At 41.1% G+C, this 23,890-nt stretch carries 20 protein-coding genes; 11 read left to right on the top strand and 9 right to left on the bottom strand.

Features of this window, described 5'->3' with window-relative positions:
- Window positions 1-3: 3 nt before the first annotated feature.
- Window positions 4-1,059 carry a PAS domain-containing protein gene (locus tag CWB72_RS15500; protein ID WP_171037329.1) on the top strand — a complete coding sequence of 352 codons (1,056 nt, stop codon included), beginning with the start codon at window positions 4-6 and terminating at the stop codon, window positions 1,057-1,059.
- A gap of 31 nt (window positions 1,060-1,090) precedes the next feature.
- Window positions 1,091-2,314 (top strand): methyl-accepting chemotaxis protein, encoded by a 1,224-nt coding sequence (locus CWB72_RS15495; RefSeq protein WP_212747897.1) that lies wholly within the window; start codon window positions 1,091-1,093, stop codon window positions 2,312-2,314.
- A gap of 407 nt (window positions 2,315-2,721) precedes the next feature.
- On the opposite strand, the gene CWB72_RS15490 is transcribed toward CWB72_RS15495, so the two are convergent.
- Window positions 2,722-5,601, bottom strand: a complete 2,880-nt coding sequence (locus tag CWB72_RS15490; protein ID WP_138633199.1) for a M16 family metallopeptidase — start codon at window positions 5,599-5,601, stop codon at window positions 2,722-2,724.
- A 263-nt stretch (window positions 5,602-5,864) separates the two neighbouring features.
- Between CWB72_RS15490 and CWB72_RS15485 the strand changes: the two genes are divergently transcribed.
- A complete protein-coding gene (locus CWB72_RS15485; protein ID WP_138568229.1) occupies window positions 5,865-6,821 on the top strand; it encodes a methylenetetrahydrofolate reductase in 957 nt (318 codons plus the stop codon).
- 71 nt (window positions 6,822-6,892) lie between these two features.
- Here the strand turns inward: CWB72_RS15485 and CWB72_RS15480 are convergent, their stop codons facing one another.
- The 3 genes from CWB72_RS15480 to CWB72_RS15470 form a co-directional block, all read right to left on the bottom strand.
- Complete coding sequence (locus CWB72_RS15480; protein ID WP_138633196.1) at window positions 6,893-7,732, bottom strand: HDOD domain-containing protein; 840 nt, start codon at window positions 7,730-7,732, stop codon at window positions 6,893-6,895.
- Window positions 7,733-8,018: 286 nt separating this feature from the next.
- Window positions 8,019-8,429, bottom strand: a complete 411-nt coding sequence (locus CWB72_RS15475) for a hypothetical protein (RefSeq protein ID WP_138633193.1) — start codon at window positions 8,427-8,429, stop codon at window positions 8,019-8,021.
- Window positions 8,430-8,457: 28 nt separating this feature from the next.
- Window positions 8,458-8,847 (bottom strand): HIT domain-containing protein, encoded by a 390-nt coding sequence (locus tag CWB72_RS15470; RefSeq protein WP_130257223.1) that lies wholly within the window; start codon window positions 8,845-8,847, stop codon window positions 8,458-8,460.
- A 129-nt stretch (window positions 8,848-8,976) separates the two neighbouring features.
- On the opposite strand from CWB72_RS15470, the gene CWB72_RS15465 reads away from it, so the two are divergent.
- Window positions 8,977-11,178, top strand: coding sequence for a S9 family peptidase (locus CWB72_RS15465; RefSeq protein ID WP_138633384.1), 2,202 nt, complete (start codon window positions 8,977-8,979; stop codon window positions 11,176-11,178).
- A gap of 23 nt (window positions 11,179-11,201) precedes the next feature.
- Here the strand turns inward: CWB72_RS15465 and CWB72_RS15460 are convergent, their stop codons facing one another.
- Entirely contained in the window at window positions 11,202-11,588 is a 387-nt protein-coding gene (locus tag CWB72_RS15460) for a GtrA family protein (protein WP_138633190.1), read from the bottom strand.
- A 146-nt stretch (window positions 11,589-11,734) separates the two neighbouring features.
- On the opposite strand from CWB72_RS15460, the gene CWB72_RS15455 reads away from it, so the two are divergent.
- The 5 genes from CWB72_RS15455 to CWB72_RS15435 are packed head-to-tail and all read left to right on the top strand — an operon-like array spanning window position 11,735 to window position 16,591.
- Window positions 11,735-12,793, top strand: coding sequence for a glycosyltransferase family 2 protein (locus CWB72_RS15455; protein ID WP_138633187.1), 1,059 nt, complete (start codon window positions 11,735-11,737; stop codon window positions 12,791-12,793).
- Entirely contained in the window at window positions 12,783-14,231 is a 1,449-nt protein-coding gene (locus CWB72_RS15450; protein ID WP_138633184.1) for an ArnT family glycosyltransferase, read from the top strand. Before CWB72_RS15455 ends, CWB72_RS15450 begins: the two co-directional genes overlap by 11 nt.
- A complete protein-coding gene (locus CWB72_RS15445) occupies window positions 14,210-14,908 on the top strand; it encodes a response regulator transcription factor (RefSeq protein ID WP_436409860.1) in 699 nt (232 codons plus the stop codon). The genes CWB72_RS15450 and CWB72_RS15445 overlap by 22 nt, the downstream gene beginning before the upstream one ends.
- Window positions 14,895-16,115, top strand: a complete 1,221-nt coding sequence (locus CWB72_RS15440; protein ID WP_138633181.1) for a sensor histidine kinase — start codon at window positions 14,895-14,897, stop codon at window positions 16,113-16,115. The genes CWB72_RS15445 and CWB72_RS15440 overlap by 14 nt, the downstream gene beginning before the upstream one ends.
- Window positions 16,116-16,129: 14 nt before the next feature.
- Window positions 16,130-16,591 (top strand): HugZ family protein, encoded by a 462-nt coding sequence (locus CWB72_RS15435; RefSeq protein ID WP_138633178.1) that lies wholly within the window; start codon window positions 16,130-16,132, stop codon window positions 16,589-16,591.
- Window positions 16,592-16,597: 6 nt separating this feature from the next.
- Here the strand turns inward: CWB72_RS15435 and CWB72_RS15430 are convergent, their stop codons facing one another.
- Window positions 16,598-17,245 (bottom strand): glutathione S-transferase family protein, encoded by a 648-nt coding sequence (locus tag CWB72_RS15430; RefSeq protein ID WP_138633175.1) that lies wholly within the window; start codon window positions 17,243-17,245, stop codon window positions 16,598-16,600.
- A 138-nt stretch (window positions 17,246-17,383) separates the two neighbouring features.
- Between CWB72_RS15430 and CWB72_RS15425 the strand changes: the two genes are divergently transcribed.
- Window positions 17,384-18,241, top strand: coding sequence for a LysR substrate-binding domain-containing protein (locus CWB72_RS15425; RefSeq protein ID WP_138633172.1), 858 nt, complete (start codon window positions 17,384-17,386; stop codon window positions 18,239-18,241).
- A gap of 135 nt (window positions 18,242-18,376) precedes the next feature.
- Entirely contained in the window at window positions 18,377-18,973 is a 597-nt protein-coding gene (locus CWB72_RS15420; protein ID WP_138568219.1) for a porin family protein, read from the top strand.
- A gap of 62 nt (window positions 18,974-19,035) precedes the next feature.
- Here CWB72_RS15420 and CWB72_RS15415 read toward each other — a convergent pair whose 3' ends face one another.
- From CWB72_RS15415 to CWB72_RS15405, 3 genes are read right to left on the bottom strand one after another with little or no spacing between them, the layout of a single operon-like run.
- Window positions 19,036-19,407, bottom strand: coding sequence for a DUF2237 family protein (locus CWB72_RS15415; RefSeq protein WP_138633169.1), 372 nt, complete (start codon window positions 19,405-19,407; stop codon window positions 19,036-19,038).
- Between the two features lie 48 nt (window positions 19,408-19,455).
- Complete coding sequence (gene uvrB, locus CWB72_RS15410) at window positions 19,456-21,462, bottom strand: excinuclease ABC subunit UvrB (RefSeq protein ID WP_138633166.1); 2,007 nt, start codon at window positions 21,460-21,462, stop codon at window positions 19,456-19,458.
- Complete coding sequence (locus CWB72_RS15405; RefSeq protein WP_138633163.1) at window positions 21,455-22,837, bottom strand: MATE family efflux transporter; 1,383 nt, start codon at window positions 22,835-22,837, stop codon at window positions 21,455-21,457. Before CWB72_RS15405 ends, uvrB begins: the two co-directional genes overlap by 8 nt.
- Window positions 22,838-23,890: the final 1,053 nt, after the last annotated feature.

Genomic DNA, 23,890 nt, shown 5'->3' with positions numbered 1-23,890 from the left:
TCTATGTTGGCTATGCGACAGAGTTTAGGTCTAATAAGAGAAAAAGAAGCGCAAGAGCGTATCATTGCTAGAGTCAATGCTCGCATAAAAAGTGCATTGGATAACGCCAATTCAAATGTCATGATCGCCGATAAAGATCATAAAGTGATTTACTTAAATGATGCGATCCAGCAGATGTTTAATCACGTTGAATCTGAGCTACAACAAAATGAACTGCCAACCTTTAATGCAAATCACATCTTAGATACGCATAACGCAAGTTTAATGCCGTATTTTGAGCAACAGTTAAGCCATATTGAAAGCCTAACCACAAGTTTAGAAGCGCAGTTTGTGGTTGCTGCTAGAACATTCAAACTGGTCGCAAGTCCCATCATGGTTGAAGCGCAAAGAGTCGGTACTGTGTTTGAATGGCAAGATAGAACCGATGAACTTGCTGCTGAAAAAGAGAAAACACGTATTGCGTCAGAAAATGCGCGTGTAAAATATGCACTAGACGGTTCATCTGGCCAAGTTATGATTGCTGATACTGATTTTAATGTCATTTATCTAAACGACTCACTTGTTGAGATGTTTAAAGTCGCGCATAAAGACATTACTCAAGAAATGCCGCACTTTAATGTCAATGCGATTGAAAACAATAAAGTAGATACCTTCTTCAGCCATTTCAGTGACAAGCTAGCTGATATCGCTGCGCAAACCAACAGCATAGAAACGGAATTTGTCATTGCAGGGCGTACCTTCACCGTTATTATCAGTCCTGTTAACGTTGATGGAGAACGCGTAGGCGCCGTTTTAGAATGGCAAGATAGAACTGATTGGCTTGAACAAGAGAGGGAAAAAATACGAATTGCCGCAGAAAATGCTCGAGTTAGGTATGCTCTGGACAGTGTTTCGGGCAATGTCATGATTGCCGATAAAAACCTGAATATCATTTATGCTAACCAAGCGCTTAAAGCAACGATGCAAAGCGCAGAAAATGATATTCAAGCACATATTGGGCAATTCGATGCACACAACTTAATCGGCTTCTCAGTTGAGCAATTTTACTTAGAACCATAGCAACAAAGATTACTATTCAATAACCTATCAAGTGCTCACAACAGCACCGAATTCATTGGTGAGCGTGTATTCTCTGTCACTTCCAATAGAGGTTAATGGCGAGCGCATAGGCACTGTACTTGAGTGGACTGACAGAACCGCTGAAGTAAATATCGAAAAAGAAATAGACACACTGGTGCAATCTGCCGCACAAGGTGATTTAAGTCAGAAGTTAACCATAGAAGGGAAGAGCGGCTTCTTCGAAGCGTTAAGCACTGGTCTAAATGACTTGGTTTCGACCGTGGAAGTTGCCTTGAATGATGTCACTCAAGTACTCAGCGCATTAGCTCAAGGTGATCTAAGCCAACGTATCACCAACGATTACGAAGGTTCGTTTGGCCAACTTAAACAAGACACAAATAGTACCGCAGATAAACTCACTGAAGTGATTGAAAATATCACTCATGCCTCTGGCAGCATTTCTCAAGGAGCAAATGAAATCGCACAAGGGAATGCTGATTTGAGCCAACGCACCGAAGAACAAGCAGGTAGCTTAGAGGAAACCTCTGCAAGTATGGATGAGGTAACAGAGATTGTTCGTCAAAGCTCAGAGAAAGCGGAAGATGCGAATGCTCTATCAATGACTGCTGAAGATAAAGCCAGCCATGGTGGTGAAGTCGTTAAACTGGCCGTCAGCGCAATGCGGGAAATTAATCAGTCGAGTAAACAAATCACCGAAATCATCAGTGTGATCGATGATATCGCTTTCCAAACCAACTTACTGGCACTGAATGCAGCAGTAGAAGCTGCACGAGCTGGCGAACAAGGTCGTGGGTTTGCGGTGGTTGCTGGTGAGGTACGAAACCTTGCCCAGCGTTCTTCAAATGCCGCCAAAGAAATCAAAGATCTGATCAGAGACAGTCAGTCAAAAGTTGAAGAAGGTACCGATTTAGTAAATCGCTCTGGTGATACACTAAATGAAATCGTTGAAGCCACCAGCAAAGTACGTGTCATGATGGCTGAAATCGCTCAGTCTGCAAGGCATCAATCAGAGAGTATTATGCAAATCAACACCGCTATTACACAGATGGATCAGATGACACAACAAAATGCAGCCTTAGTTGAAGAAGCCGCCGCTGCAGGTGAGGCAATGGCAGAGCAAGCGCAAATGATGAATCAGACTGTAGAGTTTTTCTCTTTGAGCGAGAGCAGTTCCACACCTGTTTTAGAGCAAACCTATCTGCCTGATGAACGTTATCTGCCTAGTTTGGCGTAAATAAAACTATAAAAAATTAGCAGTGAGTAGCTTCTACTCACTGCGCTTTATAAAAACCAGAGTTCAACCTTGACCTGCAGAGTGGAACCAAAATTAAAGCCATCATTACAAAGCAAACATATAGCTACACATGATGTGCGCCCTAACAGATTGAATTCATGTCTACTTTACCATAATGCCAAGCAACAGATTTCTTTCTCTTCAACCATAAATACTTTCAAGCTTTGTATATCTATCAGGATATTTTTGATGCCTTTAAAAGATAAACTTGAAGATGAAAGCATGAGACAAAAGTTTAGCTCAAAAAAATCCCCACTAATTACTTAGTAGGGATTTACATATGAGCAGCTTATTAAAAGTAGGCGTTGTCGCCACCAAAAATAAAGCCTAGCTATCTTAAGCATTAATTACTTAAATACTTTCTCTACATCTAACACTTCAATGTTTTTCGCAGGAATGTTCAGCTTATAGCTTTCAATTTGCTTATCTTCATTGATAAGTGCTGCAGGCTTATCTGAGTTGTATTTCAGTGGTGAAACCGTTTCTTTTGCAAGACGTTTTTGCATGTCTTTGCCGTCACCTGTGATGAACACATAATGCACATCGTCAGTTTGCAGGTTTTCACGAATAACGCGGTTCACATCTTCCACTGTCAGTGAAGCAAGTTGTTTACGAACGTACTCAACAAAACTTTCTGTGTTGTAGAATTCGCTATCAAGCGCATAACCTAGCTGACGATCTTGGCTTGCCACCAGCTGAGGCACAAAGTTGCTCAAGAAGTTACGTGTGGCATTAAAGTCAGCTTCTGTCATGCCATCTTTAATTAGCTTGTCTAGTTCAAACAAAGCAACGCGCGTTGCGAAATGCGCATCATTGTTTGAACGAAGTGGACGTAACCACACTTGGAAGATTTGCTCTGAACGACCTAGGTTCGCATCTGGCTTAGTTTGGAACATACCGCGAGGGAAGTACTCAATGTACGCATAATCACCATAGTTCATACCACGTACCTGACGAATGCGCTGATATAAGAAACTGTTTGAGCTTCTATGCTCACCAAAGTAAGAGCGAACAAGCCAAAGTGCAGTCCAATCTTTGGAGCTACGGATTGTGTCGATTGGGAAACCAAATGATACTGCAGTAGATTTAGCATTTTTCTCAACAACCGTCGCATGACGGCCCGCTAGTTTAGGCGCATCAGGAATGCTTAAACGCGCTTCATCACCTTTTGGTAGGCTAGCTAAATCATTTAGCATCTGTGTTTTCACGTCATTGTCTAAATCACCCGTAATACCCACGTTTAACTTAGCTTGGGTGAATTGTGCTGCATAGAATGCTTTCACGTCATCTAGGGTTAACGCTTCAAGGTCTGACAAATCACCTAAGTTATAACTTTCATAAGGGTGACCTTCATATAGCTTATGATAAAGCACTTCTTTACCCAGCTCTTCATCATTTGAAGACTTCAAACCTGCTTTAATGCCATCAATTAGCTCTTTCTTAAGACGTTTAAAGTCATCTTCTCTGAAACCTGGGTTTAACAATTGCTCACTAACAAGTGCATACCATTGCTCAGCGTTATCTTTGTGAACACGGCCACGTAAAGAAATCATTTCTTTATCTAACTGATAGCCAAAGCTACCAGCAATTGGATAAAGTGCTTTTTGAATTTCTTTGTAGCTCTTAGTTTGTGAACCACCACGTGCGATCATAGCTACTGTTAATGCCGCTACGCCCTTTTTGCCTGCCGGATCAGCGGCTGCACCAGTGTAAAATAATAAGTTTACATCAACCAATGGTGAACTATTGGTTTTATCTAATACCTTGAAATGACGCTCAACAGGTTGACTCGCTTGTTTAGCAAGCGCTGATACAGACACTTCTTTATCGAAACCAGAAACAGTCTCAAGTGCAGACATGGTCACGGTCGTACGGCCATTATCAACAAAGTATTTGTTTGCAATGTCACGAATGTCTTCAGCTGTAATGGCATCTGCAGACGCATATAACTGGTTGATCACTTCTGGGTCACGCTCAAAATGCATATAGCTTGCAAGCGTTGACGCAATGGCTTGTGATGAATCTAAGCCATTGATGAAGCTGTATTTAAGGTTTGACTTCAATGCAGCTAACTTATCAGCATCCACCAGCTCAGTGCGTGCTTTTGCATAAGTGCTTGCAATCGCATCACGAACAGTTGCTAAATCTTCTTCTTTTTCAACTTTAACAAAGACATGCAGTAAGCCTGGGTCTTTTGTCTCTGCGTTATAAGTAAACATTTGGCTGGCAAGTTGCTTGTCTACTACAAGCTCTTGATATAACTCTGAATTCGACGAGAAATAAAGCTGTGATATCAGATCAAGCGCTGCGCGGTCTTTTTTAGTCGGCTGCCAAGCTGTGCCTTTGTAAGATACTAATAACCAGTGACCCGGCATCCCTTCAAATTGTTCATGCACATATTTGGGCGCTTGTTGTTTTGGCTCTACCGGAATATCCGCTTGGTAGTCACCTTTTTTCCAATTACCCCAATGCTTTTTAACCATCTTCATGGTTTCTTTAGGGTCAACATCACCCACAATCACCAGTGAAACATACTCTGGCTTATAAAAGCGCTCAAAGAACATCTGGCCATACGCCATTTGATCAGGCATGGCTTCAATATCTTCGAAGAAGCCCATTGTGGTGTGCTTATAGGTGTGCTTTTCAAATGCCTCTTTACGCACTGCCGCAAGTAATTTACGAATTGGGCTGGCATTATTTTTTAAGTACTCGCCTTTAACTGTTAGTGCTTCAGTACGAAACTGCTCTTCTGAATACTTTAGATTTTGGAAAATATCCGCTTTGATCTCAAGTACTTTATCTAAATGCTCTTTAGAAAAGTTTAAGTGATAGTTTGTGTAGTCGTTTGTCGTGTACGCGCGGTTGTCTACCCCTGAATTTTTCAGAATATCTGCATACACATCTTGCGGGAATTTTTCAGAGCCTTTAAACATCATGTGTTCAAAAAAGTGTGCAAAACCGGTTTTACCCGCTTCAATTTCATTTCGAGAGCCTACTGAAACCGGAATTTGTAGCGATACAACATCAGGGTAATCCGTTTTAACGACCATCACACGAAGACCATTTTCTAATTCTTCTAGTACATAGTCTTGTGCAAATACTTTGTTCTCAACAGATGCTGATGCAACAGAGGCATTTGCTGTATTGCTTGTCTGTGCATTGTTACTCATACAACCTGACAGTGCTAAAGTCACTGCAAGGCTGGTTGCCAAAAGTTTAAATTTCATACGTGTCCCTAATTACTATTATTTTAATCATGTAGCTTTGCTACAAACCGATTAATTATGCAATAAATTGCCACTATTCTCGCTTTAGAAAGCAATATTTATGTAAATAAATATATCTATTAATTACTCAGTGAACATCCGGGTTGATTGTAAACATGAGATAAATTCATAGTGTTTGAATAAGTTTCATGAAAAAAATCTATCTAGACGTCTAAATGGCTGCTATATTTACCTCACTAGCATTACAGATGGGAATGAGGACCATGGCTTTATCACTACAAGAGAAAATATCTGACCCGAATCAAGGTGTATATTTAATTGGTACTACACCGCCTAAAATGGGAACTGATGAAGCACAAGTTAAAACCATCGCAAAAAAGCTACTTGGTCGATTACATGAAATTGAATATGACGGTGTAGTGATCTACGACATTCAAGATGAAAGTAGTCGTACACAGGTGCCACGCCCTTTTCCGTTCAAACATACTGTAGATCCGTGTGAGTATAGCCAACTTGTAAAAGAGTTATCTCAACTAGATGTCATCACTTATAAAAGTGTGGCACAACGGGAAGCGAGCGAATTTAATCAATGGCTTGAAACTACCAAAACCAAGCATGATCTAAAGAACCTAGTCTTAGTCGGCAGTCCATCATCAAACGGTGAAGTAAAATTAAGCTTACCGAATGCATATGAGACCATTGCACAGCACAAAGACGACTTTTTCTTAGGTGGTGTCACAATTGCCGAGCGTCACGCCAGTAAACGAAATGAGCATGAACGCTTAATTGAAAAAACGGCTCAAGGGTGTGAATTCTTTATTTCTCAAGCTGTTTATAACGCACAGGCTACTATTGATTTAATTACAAGTTATGCCCGCAACTGCCGCCAGCAAGGTATTGAGCCAAAAAGGATCATTCTTACTTTTACCCCTTGTGGTGGTGAAAAAACACTACAATTTATGGAGTGGCTGGGGATTTCAGTACCAGAAGCAACAAAGTGGCGCATGCTTGACTCGCAAAACACTTTAAGCGAATCAATCCGTATTTGTCGTGAGAACTTAGACTTAATTATTCAAAGCTGTGGTCACTTAGACGTACCATTAGGCTTAAATATTGAAAGTTTAACAAACCGTAAAGAAGAAATTGATGCTTCAATTAACCTTTACCGTTTACTAAAAGCTACCATGGAGCTTAATCTAGCCGAGAAGCAAATTGCTTAAATATCAAGCTCAACTTAGATGTAACAAAAAAGCCATTCAAATATGAATGGCTTTTTTGTTTTGAGGTAATGTTAATCAAACATACTCTTCACATCTTCAAGTGTTGATAAATACTCATCACTGGTAAACATTTCTAATGAGCGGATCACGCCTTTGTCTTCATAAATTTGAAGTGAACCGGCTTTGTCTGATACTTGTAAAATGCCTTCAGCAATCGCACCAATACGAATGAAATCGACATAGCAAGCATGATCAGGCTTGTAATTTGGGTTCGACCAGCTTTCTGCAACTTCTACAAATTCATCTGTAAAGCCCCACTCACGCATAATAGAGCCACCAATTTTTCCCGCAAGTTTCTGGATTGCATGCGCTAAGAAGCTCGGGTTTGCAAATACTTCTGGGTGACGCTCAGCTTCTGTTAATATTGGTAAAACACCAATATTAAATACTAGCGATGCGAGTGTAATGGTATCTTTGTTGAGTGACGTGTGTTTGTTAACGCGTAAATAAAAGTCCATACAGGTAATCGCTTGGCAAGCTACCTTTAAGGTTTGCTGCCAGGCTTTGTCCATATATGCTTTTATCAACTTATTATTCGAAACAAACAGCTGCTCCATTGCCATTGCTGTTGCTATATTCTTGATTTGTCTCAAACCAATACGCGTTACAGCTTGATTTAGGGTGTTAACCTTCAATGAGCGTCCCATAAACGCACTGTTTGCTACTTTAATCATGCGTGCAGCAAGTGCTGGATCTTGTGAAATCACATCAGCCATTTGCATCAAGTTTACTTCTGGATCATCTGCAGCTTGTCTAACTTTAACTGCAATTTCAGGTAAGGTTGGTAACACCAAAGTGTCGTTGTTAATCCTATCGATTAGGATGGTCAATAATGCATTTTCTGTAGACATAAGCTGAGTCCCTCGAGTAACAGGTGATACGCGCAAAGCGTACTGTATTATTTTTATACCACTAGTATTAACTAAGTTAGGGATAAAGTTAACAAATCTATATCAATAAAGTATGAAGCTCTAAGCAAAAATATAGTCATATAAAAAGCCCTTTAGCAACTTTTATCTCATAACAATAATAATTTTCACTCAGTAAGAAACTGTGAAGAATCAGGAAACTAAACAAAAGTAGATCAACAAAAGTGCCAGAAGCCACAACGTATTAACTTCTACTATGCTTGCGTAACTAACCTTTATATTTTCGGGTCAATGTTCGCTTTGCAATTTGTGTTTCCTGTCCTGATTTTTCAGCTGTAGATAGACTATCAAAATCTGTTACATCCACATCCTTTCGATATTCTCTCAAAAAATCGATTATCTTTTTAGGAAACAGAAAATAACCACGGTAACGACACTTTTTCTCTATCAAAATAACAAGAGTACGGACTGACACATACGCCGCCCATAGAAAAATAGGTGCTAAAAGAATCTGCAAGAGTTTAGTTAGCCAAATTGACAAGCCTAAGCAGACTAAGCACTTCGCTTTTATTTTCCACTCACCGGGAAAACCATAAAACTCAAAATAGTCGAGTCGATTTAAATACCACTTGCCGATTTTAGTGCCGGTTTCATTTTGATACTTATACTCTCGACTCATAATTAACTCCTACACCTTAATTTAAAAACTAGAACACCTTCTTCAGCTCAGCAATTTGCTCGTCGGTGTAAGGCTTAGCAGGATGAAGCCCCCATACAGGCTTTGGCCAAGCAACATCATTGGTAAAGCGAGCGATATGATGAACATGTAGCTGAGGGACCATATTACCTAGCGCGGCGACATTGAGCTTATCTGGACTAAATACCGCTTGTAATGTACGGCTTAGCTGTGCCGACTCTTGCCAAAACTGAGTTTGTAGTGCTTCATCTAAATCAATGATTTCACGGCAATCTTCTACACGGGGGACTAGAATAAACCAAGGGTACTGACTGTCGTTCATCAAGAGTACTTTACACAGTGACCAATCGGCCAATTCAATGCAATCTCGTTGTAATTCAGGCGCTAATTCAAATGCCATGATTGAAATCCTCTTCTAATTATACTACTCACTTTATCCTAATACATTGCCAATGCCCATGCTTGAGGCTACCATCGCTCTACTTTTAATAACTAACAAGGTGATTTTGTGCGCATTACATTCAAATCAATGGCGCTAAGCTTACCGTTAATGGCCGCTGTAACCACAGCCGTTGCTCAACCATTAACCCTTGAGCGTATTTTTGATGATCCAGGTTTGGCTGGTAAAGCCCCTGTGCAACTTAAGTTTTCTCCTGACGGCAGTCGTGTTACTTATCTACAAGGTAAAGTAGATGACTACAACCGTTATGATTTATGGGAATACAACTTAAAAGACAACACAAATCGCCTATTAGTTGACTCTCAAGCGCTCTTCTCAGGTCCTGAAACCTTATCAGACGAAGAAAAAGCACGTCGTGAACGCCAGCGTATTTTTGGTCGTGGTATTTTAGAATACAAATGGTCAGCAGATGGTAAAGCATTGCTTTTCCCACTTAATGGCGACTTGTACTACTACCAAATTGCATCGGGCAAAAGCCGAAAGCTAACTAACACTGAAGCGTTTGAGACCGATGCCCGTTTCTCGCCAAAAGGTAACTTTGTTTCCTTCATTCGTGAGCAAAACCTGTATGCCCTAGAGTTGAGTTCAGGTAAAGAAATTCAATTAAGTAAAGACGGTGGCGGCACCATTAAAAATGGTATGGCTGAGTTCGTCGCGCAAGAAGAAATGAGCCGTATGACGGGTTACTGGTGGTCAGGTGATGAGAGCAAGATTGCTTTTACCCGCATTGACGAAAGCTCAGTACAAGAGGCCATACGTAACGAAATTTACGCTGACGAAGTAAAGCTATTCAATCAACGTTATCCCTTCACAGGCACACCAAATGTAGAAATTGAACTGGGTGTGGTAAAGCTGAATGACCAAAAAGTGGATTGGGTTGAACTTGGCAAAGACAAAGATATTTATATTGCTCGCGCTAAGTGGTTAAAAGACAATAAAACACTGTCTTACCAATGGCAAAACCGCTCTCAGCAAAAGCTCGAATTACGTTTTTACGACAGCAAGCGCAAAACACAAAAAGTGGCACTGGCTGAAACCAGCGATACGTGGATTAACCTACACTTTGACCTACGCTTCTTAAAAGACAAAAAGCATTTTGTTTGGGCCTCAGAGCGCGATGGCTTTAAGCACCTTTACTTATATCGCACAGACGGCACGCTTATTCGCCAAATCACGAAAGGTGATTGGATCGTTGAAAGCATCAAGGCAATCGATGAGAAAAAAGGCATTGTTTACTTCTCTGGTCGTAAAGATACGCCATTAGAAAGCCACCTTTACAGCGTACCGCTATTCAAAAAAGGTCATATCACGCGCATCACTCAACCTGGCAGCTTCCACAGTGTAGTTGTTGCAAAAGATGCGAAAACCTTTATCGATAAGAGCTCATCAGTAAACAAACCAAGTTCAGTTGCTTTACGTAAAGTAAACGGTGATTTCATCACTTGGTTAGAAGAAAACAAGCTAGATGACAAACACCCTCTGACACCTTACCTAAGCAACTTAGTTGAGCCCGAGTACGGCACACTAAAAGCAGAAGACGGTCAGCTGATGCACTACCGTATCTTTAAACCTGCGAACATGGAAAAAGGTAAGAAACACCCTGTTATGGTAAACGTTTACGGCGGTCCACACGCGCAACGTGTAACTAATAGCTGGCGTAGCAAAAACTTATACTTCCAATACATGGCACAGCAAGGTTTTGTGATCTTCCAATTAGATAACCGCGGCTCTTACAATCGTGGTAAAAAGTTTGAAGATCCTATCTACAAGTACTTAGGCGAAGTTGAAGTACAAGATCAGATCCGCGGCGTTGAGTTCTTACGCACACTAGATTATGTCGATGCAAACCGCATTGGTATCTATGGTCACAGTTACGGTGGTTACATGGCGCTTATGACCATGTTCAAAGCAGGCGACTACTTCCAAGCGGGTGTTTCTGGTGCACCAGTAACTGATTGGGCACTGTATGACACACACTACACTGAGCGTTATTTAGGTCACCCTGCGACAAATGCAAAAGGCTACGAAATGAGCGCTGTATTCCCGTATGCTGATGGCCTAAAAGGTCCACTGATGATCTATCATGGTATGGCCGATGACAACGTATTATTTACACACGCAACTAAGCTATTTAAGCAACTGCAAGACGATGCTAAGCCATTTGAAATGATGACTTACCCAGGGTCTAAGCACAGCTTGCGTGGTAAAAAAGTACAAACACACTTACATCAGACGATCACTAACTTCTTTAATCGTCACTTCAACATGTAAAAGTAGTGCTAAGCCGTGACCTTTCAGGTTGCGGCTTTTTCATGTTTTTCAGAAAATACCCAAAACTTACTAAAAGTATAATTCCCAAGCATAGCTATTGTCGTGCCCACCAAAAAAGCCAAAAAGAGTGGCACAATCAAACTAAGGCAATAAAACACACTGATATTCATCAACCCAAATAAATGACTCACCGATAGATGCCGAATAAGTTGTTTAAACCAATCTGAATCATAAGCTGCAAAAGTAAAAAGACGATAACCCAACCAAGTCACTATTGTGGCGCACCAAAAAGCACATACCCGTGCAACCAAACTCTCTATATTCATAAAAACCAGAAGATAAAAAATCAAGAGATCGGTGACAAAACCGAGGACCCCCACCATGGCAAATTTAATAAACTGCTGACCCAAACATCTATCTCCAAAATGACAAACACCACTGAAGAGTACGTTTAGACCGGTCTAAAAAATGTCTAAAGCTAAGTGAGTACATGTAGACATTTTTTCGACATTCTCCTGTTTAGACTGTGCGTATTGAACAATTAGGAGTAGTCAAAATGACACCACTTTCATTGGTTAAGCTGAGCCCCTCTAGTGAAGCACAATCTCGCAGAAAAGGATTCATTGAGCAGCAAAAAGAAGCCACTCAAAACAAGCCTGTTATTAGCCTCATTGTGCCTGTATTTAACGAGCAAGAGGTGCTTAGAGCATTTCATCACAGAGTATGCTCAGTGAGTGCAGGCATTAAACAGTGTCATATCGAACTTGTGTACATTGATGACGGCAGTCACGACGACTCATGGCAAATTCTACAAAGTCTCACTCACCAATTCTGTGATGTTCGGTGCTTACAACTGAGCCGCAACTTTGGCAAAGAAGCTGCCGTAACAGCTGGCCTTGAACATGCAAAAGGTGATGCGGTGGTGCTACTTGATGCTGATTTACAAGACCCGCCTGAATTGCTCCCAGAGATGATTGAAGCGTGGCAGCAAGGCGCCGACGTAGTCAATATGAAACGCGCAAGCCGTCAAGGAGAGTCTTGGTTCAAAGTAGCCAGTGCGCATGCTTTTTATCGCCTTCTAAATTGGGTATCAGACAGTCCTGTTGCTGAGGATGTCGGAGATTTCAGGTTATTATCTCGTAATGTCGTTGAGGCAATTAAGCAGCTCCCAGAACGCAATCGCTACATGAAAGGCTTGATGAGTTGGCCGGGGTTTAAACAAATAACTTTAGAATTTGAACGCCCCGAACGCGCTGCAGGCACCACCAAGTGGAACTACTTTCAACTTATCAAACTTGCCCTGTCAGGGATCACCTCGTTTAGTGTCAAACCGCTGCGTTTCGCAACTTGGATGGGGGCATTAGTATCTTTGTATGCATTTATTTTTGCCGCTTGGGTTATGATAAAAACACTGATATTCGGCGAAGTCGTGCAAGGTTACCCGAGTATGATGCTCACGATGCTCGCCCTAGGTGGAGTGCAATTACTGGCGATTGGCATTCTAGGGGAATATATAGCAAGGCTGTTTACCGAAGCAAAACAACGACCTATCTACTTAGTCATGACAGAGCATTATAAACCTTGTCACACTGCGGAGCAGCGACATGAGGTTTAGTCATTGCTTGTTGGTCATTACTGCCCTACTGCTATTAATCAGATTATTCACATTGGGCATGTATCCGCTGTACGATACAACAGAGGCAAGATATGCAGAGATAGCCAGATTAATGGTGCAAAGCCAAGATTGGATCACCCCTTGGTTTGATATCAATGTGCCGTTTTGGGGCAAGCCTCCTGCCCATACTTGGATCACCGCTCTCAGCTTTGAGATATTTGGTATCAATGAATGGAGCGCGCGCTTTGCACATTGGTTAATGGGCGCGGCAACAGTTGCATTACTTTTCGCATTTACCAAACGTATTCTAGGTCACACTCTTGCCATATATAGCAGTTTTATTTTGGTAACGTGTCTGGGCTTTTTTATCGCCACCAGCATGGTGATGACCGATCCGGCACTCCTTTTTGCAAGTACCTTAGCCATGACCAGCTTTTGGCTCTGTTACACAGAAAAAAGCCGTCTTGCAGGCCTTGTTTTCTTCTTCGCATGTGGACTAGGCATGCTTATCAAAGGTCCTGTTGCCGTTGTTATTATAGGGATTGCCCTTGTCGTTTGGGCTATTTGGCAAAATCAGTTATTCAATGCCATTAAATCGTTACCTTGGGTGTTAGGGCTCACTGTCTTTATCGTAACTTTTGCGCCATGGTATCTACTTGCTGAGCAAAAGACGCCGGGCTTTATAAATTACTTCATTATTGGCGAGCATATTCAACGCTTTTTAGAACCAGGTTGGCAAGGTGACTTATATGGCAGTGCTCATCTAGAAACTAAAGGCACTATCTGGCTATTCTGGCTAGGTGTGGCATGCCCTTGGTCGTTTATTTTAATCTTCAAATTACTCACCGCACCGAAACAACTAAAAGCTTTATGCAAAATAAATCTGAATCGCTACCTGATTGCTTGGGCCATTGCACCAATGCTGTTGTTTACACTGGCGAGTAATATTTTATCCGCCTACGTGCTTCCTGGCTTACCTGCATTTGCACTACTGATGACCATCGTGTTTTCACATGAAAAACAGCTAGCTGTGTCAAGTAAACCCGTATTGCAAACAAAGGCTGATAAGCAGTTTTTGACTATAGGTCTAGTTTGTTTAGCAATATATAGTTTAATCATCACAGCTGTTATTAAAGGCTGGCATAGTAAGTACTCTGAAATCGAACTACTCGAAGTGATTGCGAAGCCTTGCCCTTCGGTGCCTGTTTTCTATATAGAAAAACGACCATTTTCAGCACGCTTCTACAGTTGTGGCAAAGCACAATTAATTGAGCAAGTTGCTGAACTATCAGACATACTTAATACTCAGAAACAAAGCTATTTAGTGCTGACACATACACAAAAAGAGATACTCACTTTACCCAGCACGCATACCTGCTTAACCATTAACACGAGTCAAAAAGGGGTGCTACTGACGTGCACACAGAAAAGTCGCTGAGCATTTTATTGGTCGAAGATTCTCAGCAAGTCGCTGAGACCATCTTCGACTACTTTGAAGAAGAACAGTACGAATTAGACTATGCAGCCAATGGCATTATGGGGCTGCAATTGGCCTGCGCTAATCGCTATGACTGTATTATTTTAGACATCATGCTGCCTGGTCTCGACGGCATCGAAATTTGTAAACGCTTACGCGCACAAGGAAACAATACCCCAATCATCATGCTTACAGCCCGAGATACCCAACAAGACATGCTAGGTGGCTTAAATTGCGGTGCGGATGACTACATCATTAAGCCCTTTGATCTTATGCTCTTAGAAGCCAGGATCAAAGCGGTTATCAGACGCACCCAAGGCGTTGGTTTTAAAACACAATTAAATGTGGGTTCATTAATGATTGATTTAAATACTCGAACAGTCAGCCGAGCCGGTCAGTCAATCAAGCTCAATCCCAGTGGCTATAAAATTTTACTGACATTAGCTCATCAGAGCCCAAACCCAGTTACTCGAGAGACCATTGAGCAGGCACTTTGGCCCGATGATGTACCGGACCAAGATCTATTACGCCGACATATTTACCAATTGCGTAAAGCACTTGATAAACCATTCGAGCAAGACATGCTAATAACCGTACCTAAGTTTGGCTATAAGTTGATCACAGATGAAAACGCTTAAACAACAGCTTTTTAGAGCAACATGGCTCGGCGCAATTATGCTTATCTCAATTTATACATTGATATTGAGCTCTGCCATTATGTATACCGAAAATAGAAGTAGTGAACAGAGACTCAGTATTATTGCCCCCCATCATTTTAAACAGTTTGCAACGACCGAAACACCTGAGATAGAGATAAACCCACTCCTAACACTCTACAAAGATTACTCATCTTTACCCCAAAAGATACAAGCCGCTATCTCAGAGGGTTGGACGGGTGTACAAACTTTCCAGTTTGATGATGACAGTGAATTTAGTGTATATGCAGCCGCTTTTGATGATCAGACACACACCTATTATGCCGTTGAGGATGTGAACCCAATTGAGTGGAGTGATGCTGATTTATTAAAAGTTGAGGTTATTTTTGCCGGTGCTGGTGGTTTACTTTTTTTACTCGCAACGTATCTGATCCGTGTTCAAGCGGGCCGTTTAGCAAAACCGCTTCAGGATTTAGTGCATCATATCAGCGATAAAAACAAAGATGATTTAGATACAGACATTGTCAATGAGAAAAGTTGCGCGGAGATCTACCACATCGAGACGGCTGTGAACCATTATCGCCAACGGATGAAACAAATGCTCCATCGAGAGCAAACCTTTACTCGCTATGTCAGCCATGAATTGCGAACACCTATGATGGCCATTAAGGGTAATGTGTCTGTGTTACAAAAGCGACATGGCGACAATAAACAATTGAAAGGTATTAATAAAGCTTTAGATAACGTGAATGAATTAATTCACACCTTTTTGTGTTTGGCCAGAGAATCAGTGCTAGCGCCTACTCCAATTACACTCGATAATAGGTGGGTTGAAATGCTCATTGCCCCCCTACAAAGTAAATGTCAGGCGAATCAAGTCACTTTACATTGGCAATTACAAGAACCTTTTGAGATAAACTGTGAAGCAATCCTGTTGCAGACGCTTGTATATAATCTATTAGACAATGCCATAAACTGTACCTTTGATGGCGAAGTTGATTTATTCGTCAGTCAATCAGGTGTCGTCGTGATAGATTCAGGTATAGGACTTGATGAAAAGCCCAGAGGTTATGAAGGGTTTGGTGTGGGTTTACAAATCGTTGAAGATATTTGTGCAAAATACCATTGGCAATTCTCATTACAAAGTAACCCTGAACAAGGTTGTCGAGCCGAAGTAACATTTGTATAAACAAGGAGAGCGCTATGCGCGAACAAGCCCTGATAGAAGCCAAGCAGCTACTCGCCAACGCTAAGATTGCGGTGCTCTCTACTCATTCAAATACTTTGCCAGGCTTCCCGTTTGGTTCAACAGTACAGTTTTTTGCTAATACCAAGGGACAAGTCTATCTATTCATTAGCGATATAGCTCAGCACGCTAAAAACTTGTCTCATGACAACAAATTATCTCTAACGGTATTTGAGCAACAAGACTTTAATGACCCACAAATGTCGCGCTTAACTCTCGTCGCTGAGGCTACTAAACTTGCTAGAGCTGATAGTGAGAATTTAATCAGCCAATTTGTTGAACACTTCCCAAGTAGCGAGCAATATAAGAATCTAACCGACTTTCATATTTGGGAATTGAATATGGTAAGAGCCCGCTTTATCGCAGGCTTTGGCAAAATATTTTGGTTAGAACAAAATGAGTGGGCTAATGGCGTATAGTGAACGTTAAAGAATATCTTCTCCAGCCTCATCCATTTCCACCCATTCAGTTTCTTCAAGGGCTGCTTTGACCCACTTTTGCAAAGCTGGACACTCAAGCACTCGCTGCATATAGGCGGTTGCCAACTCATTAAGTTCAATGCCATAAGTCTGAAAACGTAACACCACTGGCGCATACATGGCATCCACGATAGACCACTCACCAAATAACCAGCCTCGATGTTGCTCATATTGCTCCATGAATATTTGCTCAATACGTTGAATATCGCGCTGCGCTTGTTCGCTTAAGACAAGTTTACGCTTCGCACGGATATTCATCGGCATTTCGTTACGTAAAGCGTTAAACCCTGCATGCATTTCAGAGGCAAGCGCTCTGGCTTTTGCCCTTTGGCTCTTCTCACTCGGCCAGCCTTTCCCTGATAAATAAGTTTCACTTATATACTCACAAATTGCGAGAGATTCCCACACAAGGCTATCACCATCTACCAAACATGGGACTTTCGCTGTTGGTGTGATATTTTTAAGCGTGCTAAAAAATTCAAGTGTTTCTAAATTGAGCTTAGTCTCTTCAAAACTAATACCTGACTTTTCTAGCATAAGCCAGGCTCTTAATGACCAAGTCGAGTAATTTTTATTAGCGATATATAGCTGCATAAATGATTTCCTTGTTAACTGCTGTATCGTGGTTTAATGTCAATGAAAATAACCTGAGCTCAGGTTAAGTATTTTTATAAACCTTGACTAACTGATTATTTTTATACAACCTATAAGAAATTCGAATAGGTACTGATAATGGATATTGACGCGCTACGTAGTTTTTTAGCTTTTATAGAAACAGGCAGTTTTACTCGCGCAGCAAAACAGGTGCATCGCACCCAAGCTGCCGTGAGTATGCAGATGAAAAAGCTCGAAGAAGATGTCGGTAAATGCCTATTTGAAAAACAAGGCCGGTTATTAACTCTAAGCCAAGATGGTCGCCAGTTTAGTCACTATGCTAACCAGCTATTACAGCTCCATGATGAAACTTTACAGACGATGCGTCACAGTGCGAGCAATACGCTGCTCAGACTGGGTTGCCCAGATGATTATGCCGACAACCTTTTACCTGAGCTGATTAAGCTCCTGCATGCACAGTTCAGTAACCTAGACTTAAGAGTAACCTGTTTACCGAGTTTTAAAATCAAACAATTGCTGGATGCGGGCGATTTAGATCTTGGGCTTATTACCCGCTCCCCCGACTCCGAAGAAGGTCAGCTCATATACCAAGACAAAGGGGTGTGGGTGTATAACCCAGAGCACAGCTCTCACCTTAAATCACCTCTGCCTATTGCTGTATTTCAACCAGATTGTCGCTTTCACCAAGGTGCCATTGAAGGACTCATGAAAGCAAAAATTCCTTTTCAAGTCGTCGCGAGTTGTAGCAGCCTTGCGGCTTTACTGGGTTTGGTAAAGCAAGGTGTTGCCGTTGGTGCAATCGCAAATATATCTGCCGCTGACTATAGCGTGTTAAGTAACGCTGAGTTGCCCACTCTACCCGGAGCTAATGTTGCTTTGATACGCAGTCAAAGTCTACGTAACCCCATTTCCCAAGACATTTATGAGCAACTCAGTCAAACTATGAGAACGTTTGCTATAAATATAAGCAATTGAAATATCTACACATCTCATTTGACACTTTTTCACATTCTCATACATTCCGCCTACAACCGCTGACATTCCTCCAACAGACTCTAACAAGCTTGCGCTCTACTATGAGCACATCAAAATCAAACAGGAATGTTCATCATGAAAACTCGCGCACTTTTATTAATGGCTTTACTATCATCAACGGCTCTAATGGGCCAAGCTCATGCATCTGAAGAAAAACACAAAGTGGGTGTTCAGCTATCAGGCGGTGGTGCTGAATATAAAGGCTCAAGTAAAGACGGTGACGGTGTAGGCCAAGCGTATCTTTATTACAATTACCAGTTTTCACCAATGTTAGCTTTAGAAGTCGGCTTAAACGGCGGTAGCGAAGCTGACGACTGGGAATGTACAGACATCGACGATAATAAATTCACATGTAAAAATAACGACAAGCCGCTGTTTAATTTAGATGCAAATAAACTTGAGTACAGCAACTTAGTGTTTGCCGGTAAAGGTGAGTATGCCTTAACTAAAAATAACAGCTTATATGCAAAGTTAGGTGTTAACTTTTACGACTACGATATTAAGCAAAATAGCAAAGTACTAAACTCAGATGACGGTGTTGGCTTGTTTGCAGAGCTAGGCTGGGAGTATGATTTCAGCAATGGTTTAGGTATTAATGCCTCATATCAGTACATGGATATGGGTGATTTAGATACATCAACATTAGGTGTTGGTTTAAGCTACCGCTTTTAAATCTGATAATCAACAATGAAAAGGTTAACTCTCAAGTTAACCTTTTTTGTAAATCGGGCTAGTTAGTCTCTACTATGTGCTTTAAGGGCATCAAGCGATATGTAGTCCAGAACTTTCTCATGAGTTGCATGAAGCTTTACCGGTGGCGCAACGCCTGCTTCATATGCTTCTTTCCAGCGTAATGCACATAAGCACCAGCCATCACCGGGTTTTAACCCTGGAAAACCATATTCAGGTATCGGCGTACTTAGGTCGTTGCCTCTTAAGCGTGTAAACGTTAAAAACGCTTCTGTTACAACTGCACACACAACATGAGTACCGATATTAAGATGATTTGTGTTGCAGAACCCGTCCCTCATAAACCCGGTTAATGGATCACTACAACACAGCTGTAATTCACTGCCCAATACATTCAGAGCCTTCTTCTCTGTCATGACTTTTTCACTCTTTTGATTATTTTTGAGTGTTAAAACGAAGAATTACTAAGCATCGATCAATTGCTGCTGTAATTGATGGATTTCATCACGTAACTTGGCCGCTTTTTCAAACTCTAGCTCTCTAGCATGATGCATCATTTGTGTTTCAAGTGCGCTGATCTGCTCTGCAATTTGCTTCGGATCTAGATAACCCGCTTTAGGCTCAGCGACTTTTGCTGACACAGGTGAACTTGATGACTCATCGACACTTTCACCAACATCCATCACATCCGTGATTTTCTTATTCAATGCCGTTGGCACTATGCCGTGTTTTTCATTATAAGCTTCTTGTATTGAGCGACGACGTTCGGTTTCTTCAATGGCTTTTTTCATCGACTTGGTGATCACATCACCATATAAAATTGCTTTACCATTTAAGTGACGTGCCGCTCGACCAATTGTCTGTATTAATGAGCGCGCAGAGCGTAAGAAGCCTTCTTTGTCTGCATCGAGTATTGCGACAAGAGACACTTCTGGCATATCCAGACCTTCTCTAAGTAAGTTAATACCTACTAGCACATCAAATACGCCTTTACGTAAATCGCGGATAATCTCCATACGCTCAACGGTATCAATATCCGAGTGTAAATAACGCACCTTCACATCATGGTCATTAAGATAATCTGTTAAGTCTTCAGCCATACGCTTGGTTAATGTGGTCACCAAGACGCGCTCTTTCTTCTCTACACGTTTATAAATCTCAGAGAGTAAGTCGTCCACTTGTGAGCCAACTGGGCGTACTTCTAATTTAGGATCAAGTAAGCCCGTCGGGCGAATAACCTGCTCAGCCACGTCGCCATTTGATTTCTCTAATTCGTAATCGCCGGGTGTCGCTGATACATAAATAGTCTGTGGTGAAATTGCTTCAAACTCATCGAATTTTAGCGGTCGGTTGTCCATGGCCGATGGCAAACGGAACCCGTATTCAACTAAGTTTTCTTTACGGCTTCTATCCCCTTTATACATGGCGCCCACTTGAGAGACGGTCACATGAGACTCATCGATGATCATTAGCGCATCATCAGGCAAATAATCGAGTAACGTTGGAGGCGGCTCGCCAGGCGCACGGCCAGAAAGATAGCGGCTATAGTTTTCGATGCCAGAGCAATAACCAAGCTCGGTCATCATTTCAATATCGTATTGTGTACGCTGAGCAACCCTTTGCTCTTCAATTAAACGATTTCCATCGAGTAATTGTTTTCTTCTATCTTTTAGTTCGGCTTTAATTTTATCGATCGCATCTAAGATTTTCTCACGAGGAGTAACATAGTGCGTTTTTGGATAGATAGTTGCACGAACAATATGCTTTTCAATGGCACCAGTAAGTGGATCAAATAAACTCAAACGCTCAATTTCGTCATCAAATAATTCAACGCGAACACCGATATCAACAGATTCAGCAGGGAAAATATCGATGACTTCACCACGAACACGATAAGTACCTCGACTAAAATCTATGTCGTTTCGAGTATATTGTAGCTCTGCTAACTTTCGAAGAATATCACGTTGGTCAACTGTATCCCCTACTTTCAGCAGTAACATCATTTGCATATAAGAATCAGGATCGCCCAGACCATAAATCGCCGACACAGACGCAACAATAATGGTATCGCGCCTCTCTAATAAGGCTTTGGTTGCTGATAAACGCATCTGTTCAATGTGTTCATTTATCGACGCATCTTTTTCTATAAAGGTGTCACTTGCCACCACATAAGCTTCAGGCTGATAGTAGTCATAATATGAAACAAAATACTCTACTGCATTTTCAGGAAAGAACTCTTTCATCTCTCCATATAGCTGTGCCGCCAAGGTTTTATTGTGAGCGAGTATAATTGTCGGGCGGTTCAGGTTGCTGATTATATTCGCCATGGTAAAGGTTTTACCCGTACCCGTTGCCCCTAGCAAAGTTTGATGCGCAAGGCCAGAATCTAAGCCGTCACAAAGTTGCGCGATAGCCGTTGGCTGGTCACCATTTGGTGAAAATTCAGAGTGAAGTTTAAATACATCAGTCATGTTTTAATTCCTGCTCAGGCACAGATTGCATTCGGTTTAAGCTCGCGCAGAACCAATTGTAGGCGACAATGGCTGTGACCAAATTACCGATTGCAGCACCAATAAATAACCCTTTCAGACCTGCTAAATGCGATCCTAAATAAGCGAATGGTACGAAAAACACAAACAATCTGATCACGCTCAGTAACAAGGCATTCATTGGTTTGTGAAGCGCATTGAATGAAGAATTACTTAAAATGATCACCCCTTGAAAACCGTAGCTCAATGGCATGATATAAATAAACAGCTCAATGATGCGTTGAACTTCTTTTTCAGCACCAAAGGTTTGACTAATTAAGCCTGAACAAATGAGTAATACGATATAAATAGCAAACTGCCAAACCATTACGAACTTCAATGTAGTTTTATAGGCTTCTGTCACACGCTGATAGTTCTGCGCCCCATAATTTTGACTGACAAAGGGCGGTAATGTCATCGACAATGCAAGTACCACTAAACTCGCGATAGATTCAATACGGCTGCCTACCCCAAAAGCTGCAACCGCTTCAGGTCCATAAGTTGCTACAATCGCTGTCATAACAGCCATGGCGATAGGTGTCAGCATATTCGCGCCTGCAGCAGGAAAACCAATTTTTAGGATTTTCTTAACTGCCTGCATAACGCCCTGCTCTCCAGGGCTTACACTGAGCAGGCGCTTTTTCACTGCAAGTAAATAAAAGATAATACCTACAGCCACAGACCAAGCAATGACACTGGCAATCGCGGCACCTTGAACACCTAGTTCAGGGAATGGGCCTATACCAAAAATAAGAAGAGGGTCGAGGATCGCATTTATCAAACCCGCTGCACCCATAATAATACTTGGCGTTTTAGTATCACCACTGGCACGTAGTACTGAATTACCAATCATAGGTGTGATTAAGAATACGCTACCCAAGAACCAAATAGACATATAGTCATATATATGTGGCATGACTTCAGCGTGAGCACCGAGTAGTTTGAAAATCGGCTCTATCATTAAAAAGCCAAATAAAGACAATAAGAATACCATCACTGCTGATAATAAAAGTGCAATAGTGGCATCAAACTTTGCCTCTTCTACTTTATTCGCACCCAGAGCTTTGGCAATTACTGCAGACGTGCCGATACCTAAACCTATTGCAAGACTAATCACAGTGAAAGTAACAGGGAAAGTAAAACTGACAGCAGCAAGCTCTTCAGTCCCTAACATACTGATAAAGAAAGTATCGACTAAATTGAACATCATCAGCGTGATCATGCCAAATATCATGGGAATGGTCATACGTTTGAGTGTGGACGGGATGTCCCCTTCAAGGATGTCATTGGAGACTTGAGACTGCTGCGCTGATGCCATATTAAATAGAAACCTTAAGATAAGCCCGACCAGTGGATTGAGCATTCTAGATCATCATGAAAACTAAACCCAGAGGATCGTGATCTTTTATCAACAATAAATATTAATTCAACTCTGAGATCTTCGCTTTTGAATCATTTAGACCAAGCTATGCACCAAAAAGGCACAAAAACACCTTCCATAAGCACTTACTAACCTGTCGCTTTAGTAGCCACTGAGATTTTTTTGCACAAGTATGACGCTTATTTGACTATAAAAAATACTGCAATGAGTAAAAACCACACAAACCAGAACAAAAAACAGCAACCCATTGTTTTTATTGAACTAAAAAAATTTAGCAAAAAGTATTGCAAAGCTCCCAAAGCCCGACATATATGGCTTTGCAATACTTTTTAAAGATTAATAAACAATGTTATCCACAGATTCTGTGGGTAAGTGTCATAAAGCTAATAAAATAAAGACTTATAGCGCGATCAAAAGATCAGAAACACACCTGTGGAAAAGGATCTTTGTTTCATAAATGTGACAAGAAATGATCATTTTGTTCGTCTGTTGATAACTTTACTGTTATGAACAGACGTTCTACAAGCGATTTAAGTTATTGAATCTTTATGTAACCCCTTATTTTAAAAGACTAAATAAACACATATCATAAATTTTATGCTATCAAACAATTTTATATGTCTATTTTCTGCACAAAACGAATAAATGTAACAAACAATATACTTTGCATTTTTGCGATCCTGATCCCATAGAACAAATAAAAGTAAGATCAAGTTAAAAAGTTAAAATTTAAGCCTTTAAGACTAAATCTCACTTTAGATGTTCAAAAAAAGCATTTTTATTCATTTTAACTACAACAAAAAAAGGGCTTTCAGGATTTTTCTTTATTTCAATGGTCGAACTTCCACTAAAAAATCGACAAATCGAATATAAAACCAGCGGATAAACGGATTTTTTAACTTTCTGTCATTTTATTTGTTGACACCTTGGCAAGGGGTCATTAATATTTCGCCCCGTTGAGAGACACGCTTCCCCCTTAGCTCAGTTGGT

Origin of the sequence: Pseudoalteromonas phenolica (assembly GCF_005886345.1) — a bacterium.
GTDB classification, from domain to species: domain Bacteria; phylum Pseudomonadota; class Gammaproteobacteria; order Enterobacterales; family Alteromonadaceae; genus Pseudoalteromonas; species Pseudoalteromonas phenolica_A.
Note: the sequence above shows the minus strand (reverse complement) of the source record. Positions and strands in the feature narration are given on the sequence as shown.

Coding starts and splice junctions, on each gene's coding strand:
- CWB72_RS15475 (WP_138633193.1), bottom strand. CDS start 8,429: ATGAGTCGAGAGTATAAGTATCAAAATGAAACCGGCACTAAAATCGGC.
- CWB72_RS15420 (WP_138568219.1), top strand. CDS start 18,377: ATGAAAACTCGCGCACTTTTATTAATGGCTTTACTATCATCAACGGCT.
- CWB72_RS15415 (WP_138633169.1), bottom strand. CDS start 19,407: ATGACAGAGAAGAAGGCTCTGAATGTATTGGGCAGTGAATTACAGCTG.
- CWB72_RS15425 (WP_138633172.1), top strand. CDS start 17,384: ATGGATATTGACGCGCTACGTAGTTTTTTAGCTTTTATAGAAACAGGC.
- CWB72_RS15480 (WP_138633196.1), bottom strand. CDS start 7,732: ATGTCTACAGAAAATGCATTATTGACCATCCTAATCGATAGGATTAAC.
- CWB72_RS15465 (WP_138633384.1), top strand. CDS start 8,977: ATGGCGCTAAGCTTACCGTTAATGGCCGCTGTAACCACAGCCGTTGCT.
- CWB72_RS15440 (WP_138633181.1), top strand. CDS start 14,895: ATGAAAACGCTTAAACAACAGCTTTTTAGAGCAACATGGCTCGGCGCA.
- CWB72_RS15490 (WP_138633199.1), bottom strand. CDS start 5,601: ATGAAATTTAAACTTTTGGCAACCAGCCTTGCAGTGACTTTAGCACTG.
- CWB72_RS15450 (WP_138633184.1), top strand. CDS start 12,783: ATGAGGTTTAGTCATTGCTTGTTGGTCATTACTGCCCTACTGCTATTA.
- CWB72_RS15470 (WP_130257223.1), bottom strand. CDS start 8,847: ATGGCATTTGAATTAGCGCCTGAATTACAACGAGATTGCATTGAATTG.
- CWB72_RS15485 (WP_138568229.1), top strand. CDS start 5,865: ATGGCTTTATCACTACAAGAGAAAATATCTGACCCGAATCAAGGTGTA.
- CWB72_RS15435 (WP_138633178.1), top strand. CDS start 16,130: ATGCGCGAACAAGCCCTGATAGAAGCCAAGCAGCTACTCGCCAACGCT.
- CWB72_RS15405 (WP_138633163.1), bottom strand. CDS start 22,837: ATGGCATCAGCGCAGCAGTCTCAAGTCTCCAATGACATCCTTGAAGGG.
- uvrB (WP_138633166.1), bottom strand. CDS start 21,462: ATGACTGATGTATTTAAACTTCACTCTGAATTTTCACCAAATGGTGAC.
- CWB72_RS15500 (WP_171037329.1), top strand. CDS start 4: ATGTTGGCTATGCGACAGAGTTTAGGTCTAATAAGAGAAAAAGAAGCG.
- CWB72_RS15455 (WP_138633187.1), top strand. CDS start 11,735: ATGACACCACTTTCATTGGTTAAGCTGAGCCCCTCTAGTGAAGCACAA.
- CWB72_RS15430 (WP_138633175.1), bottom strand. CDS start 17,245: ATGCAGCTATATATCGCTAATAAAAATTACTCGACTTGGTCATTAAGA.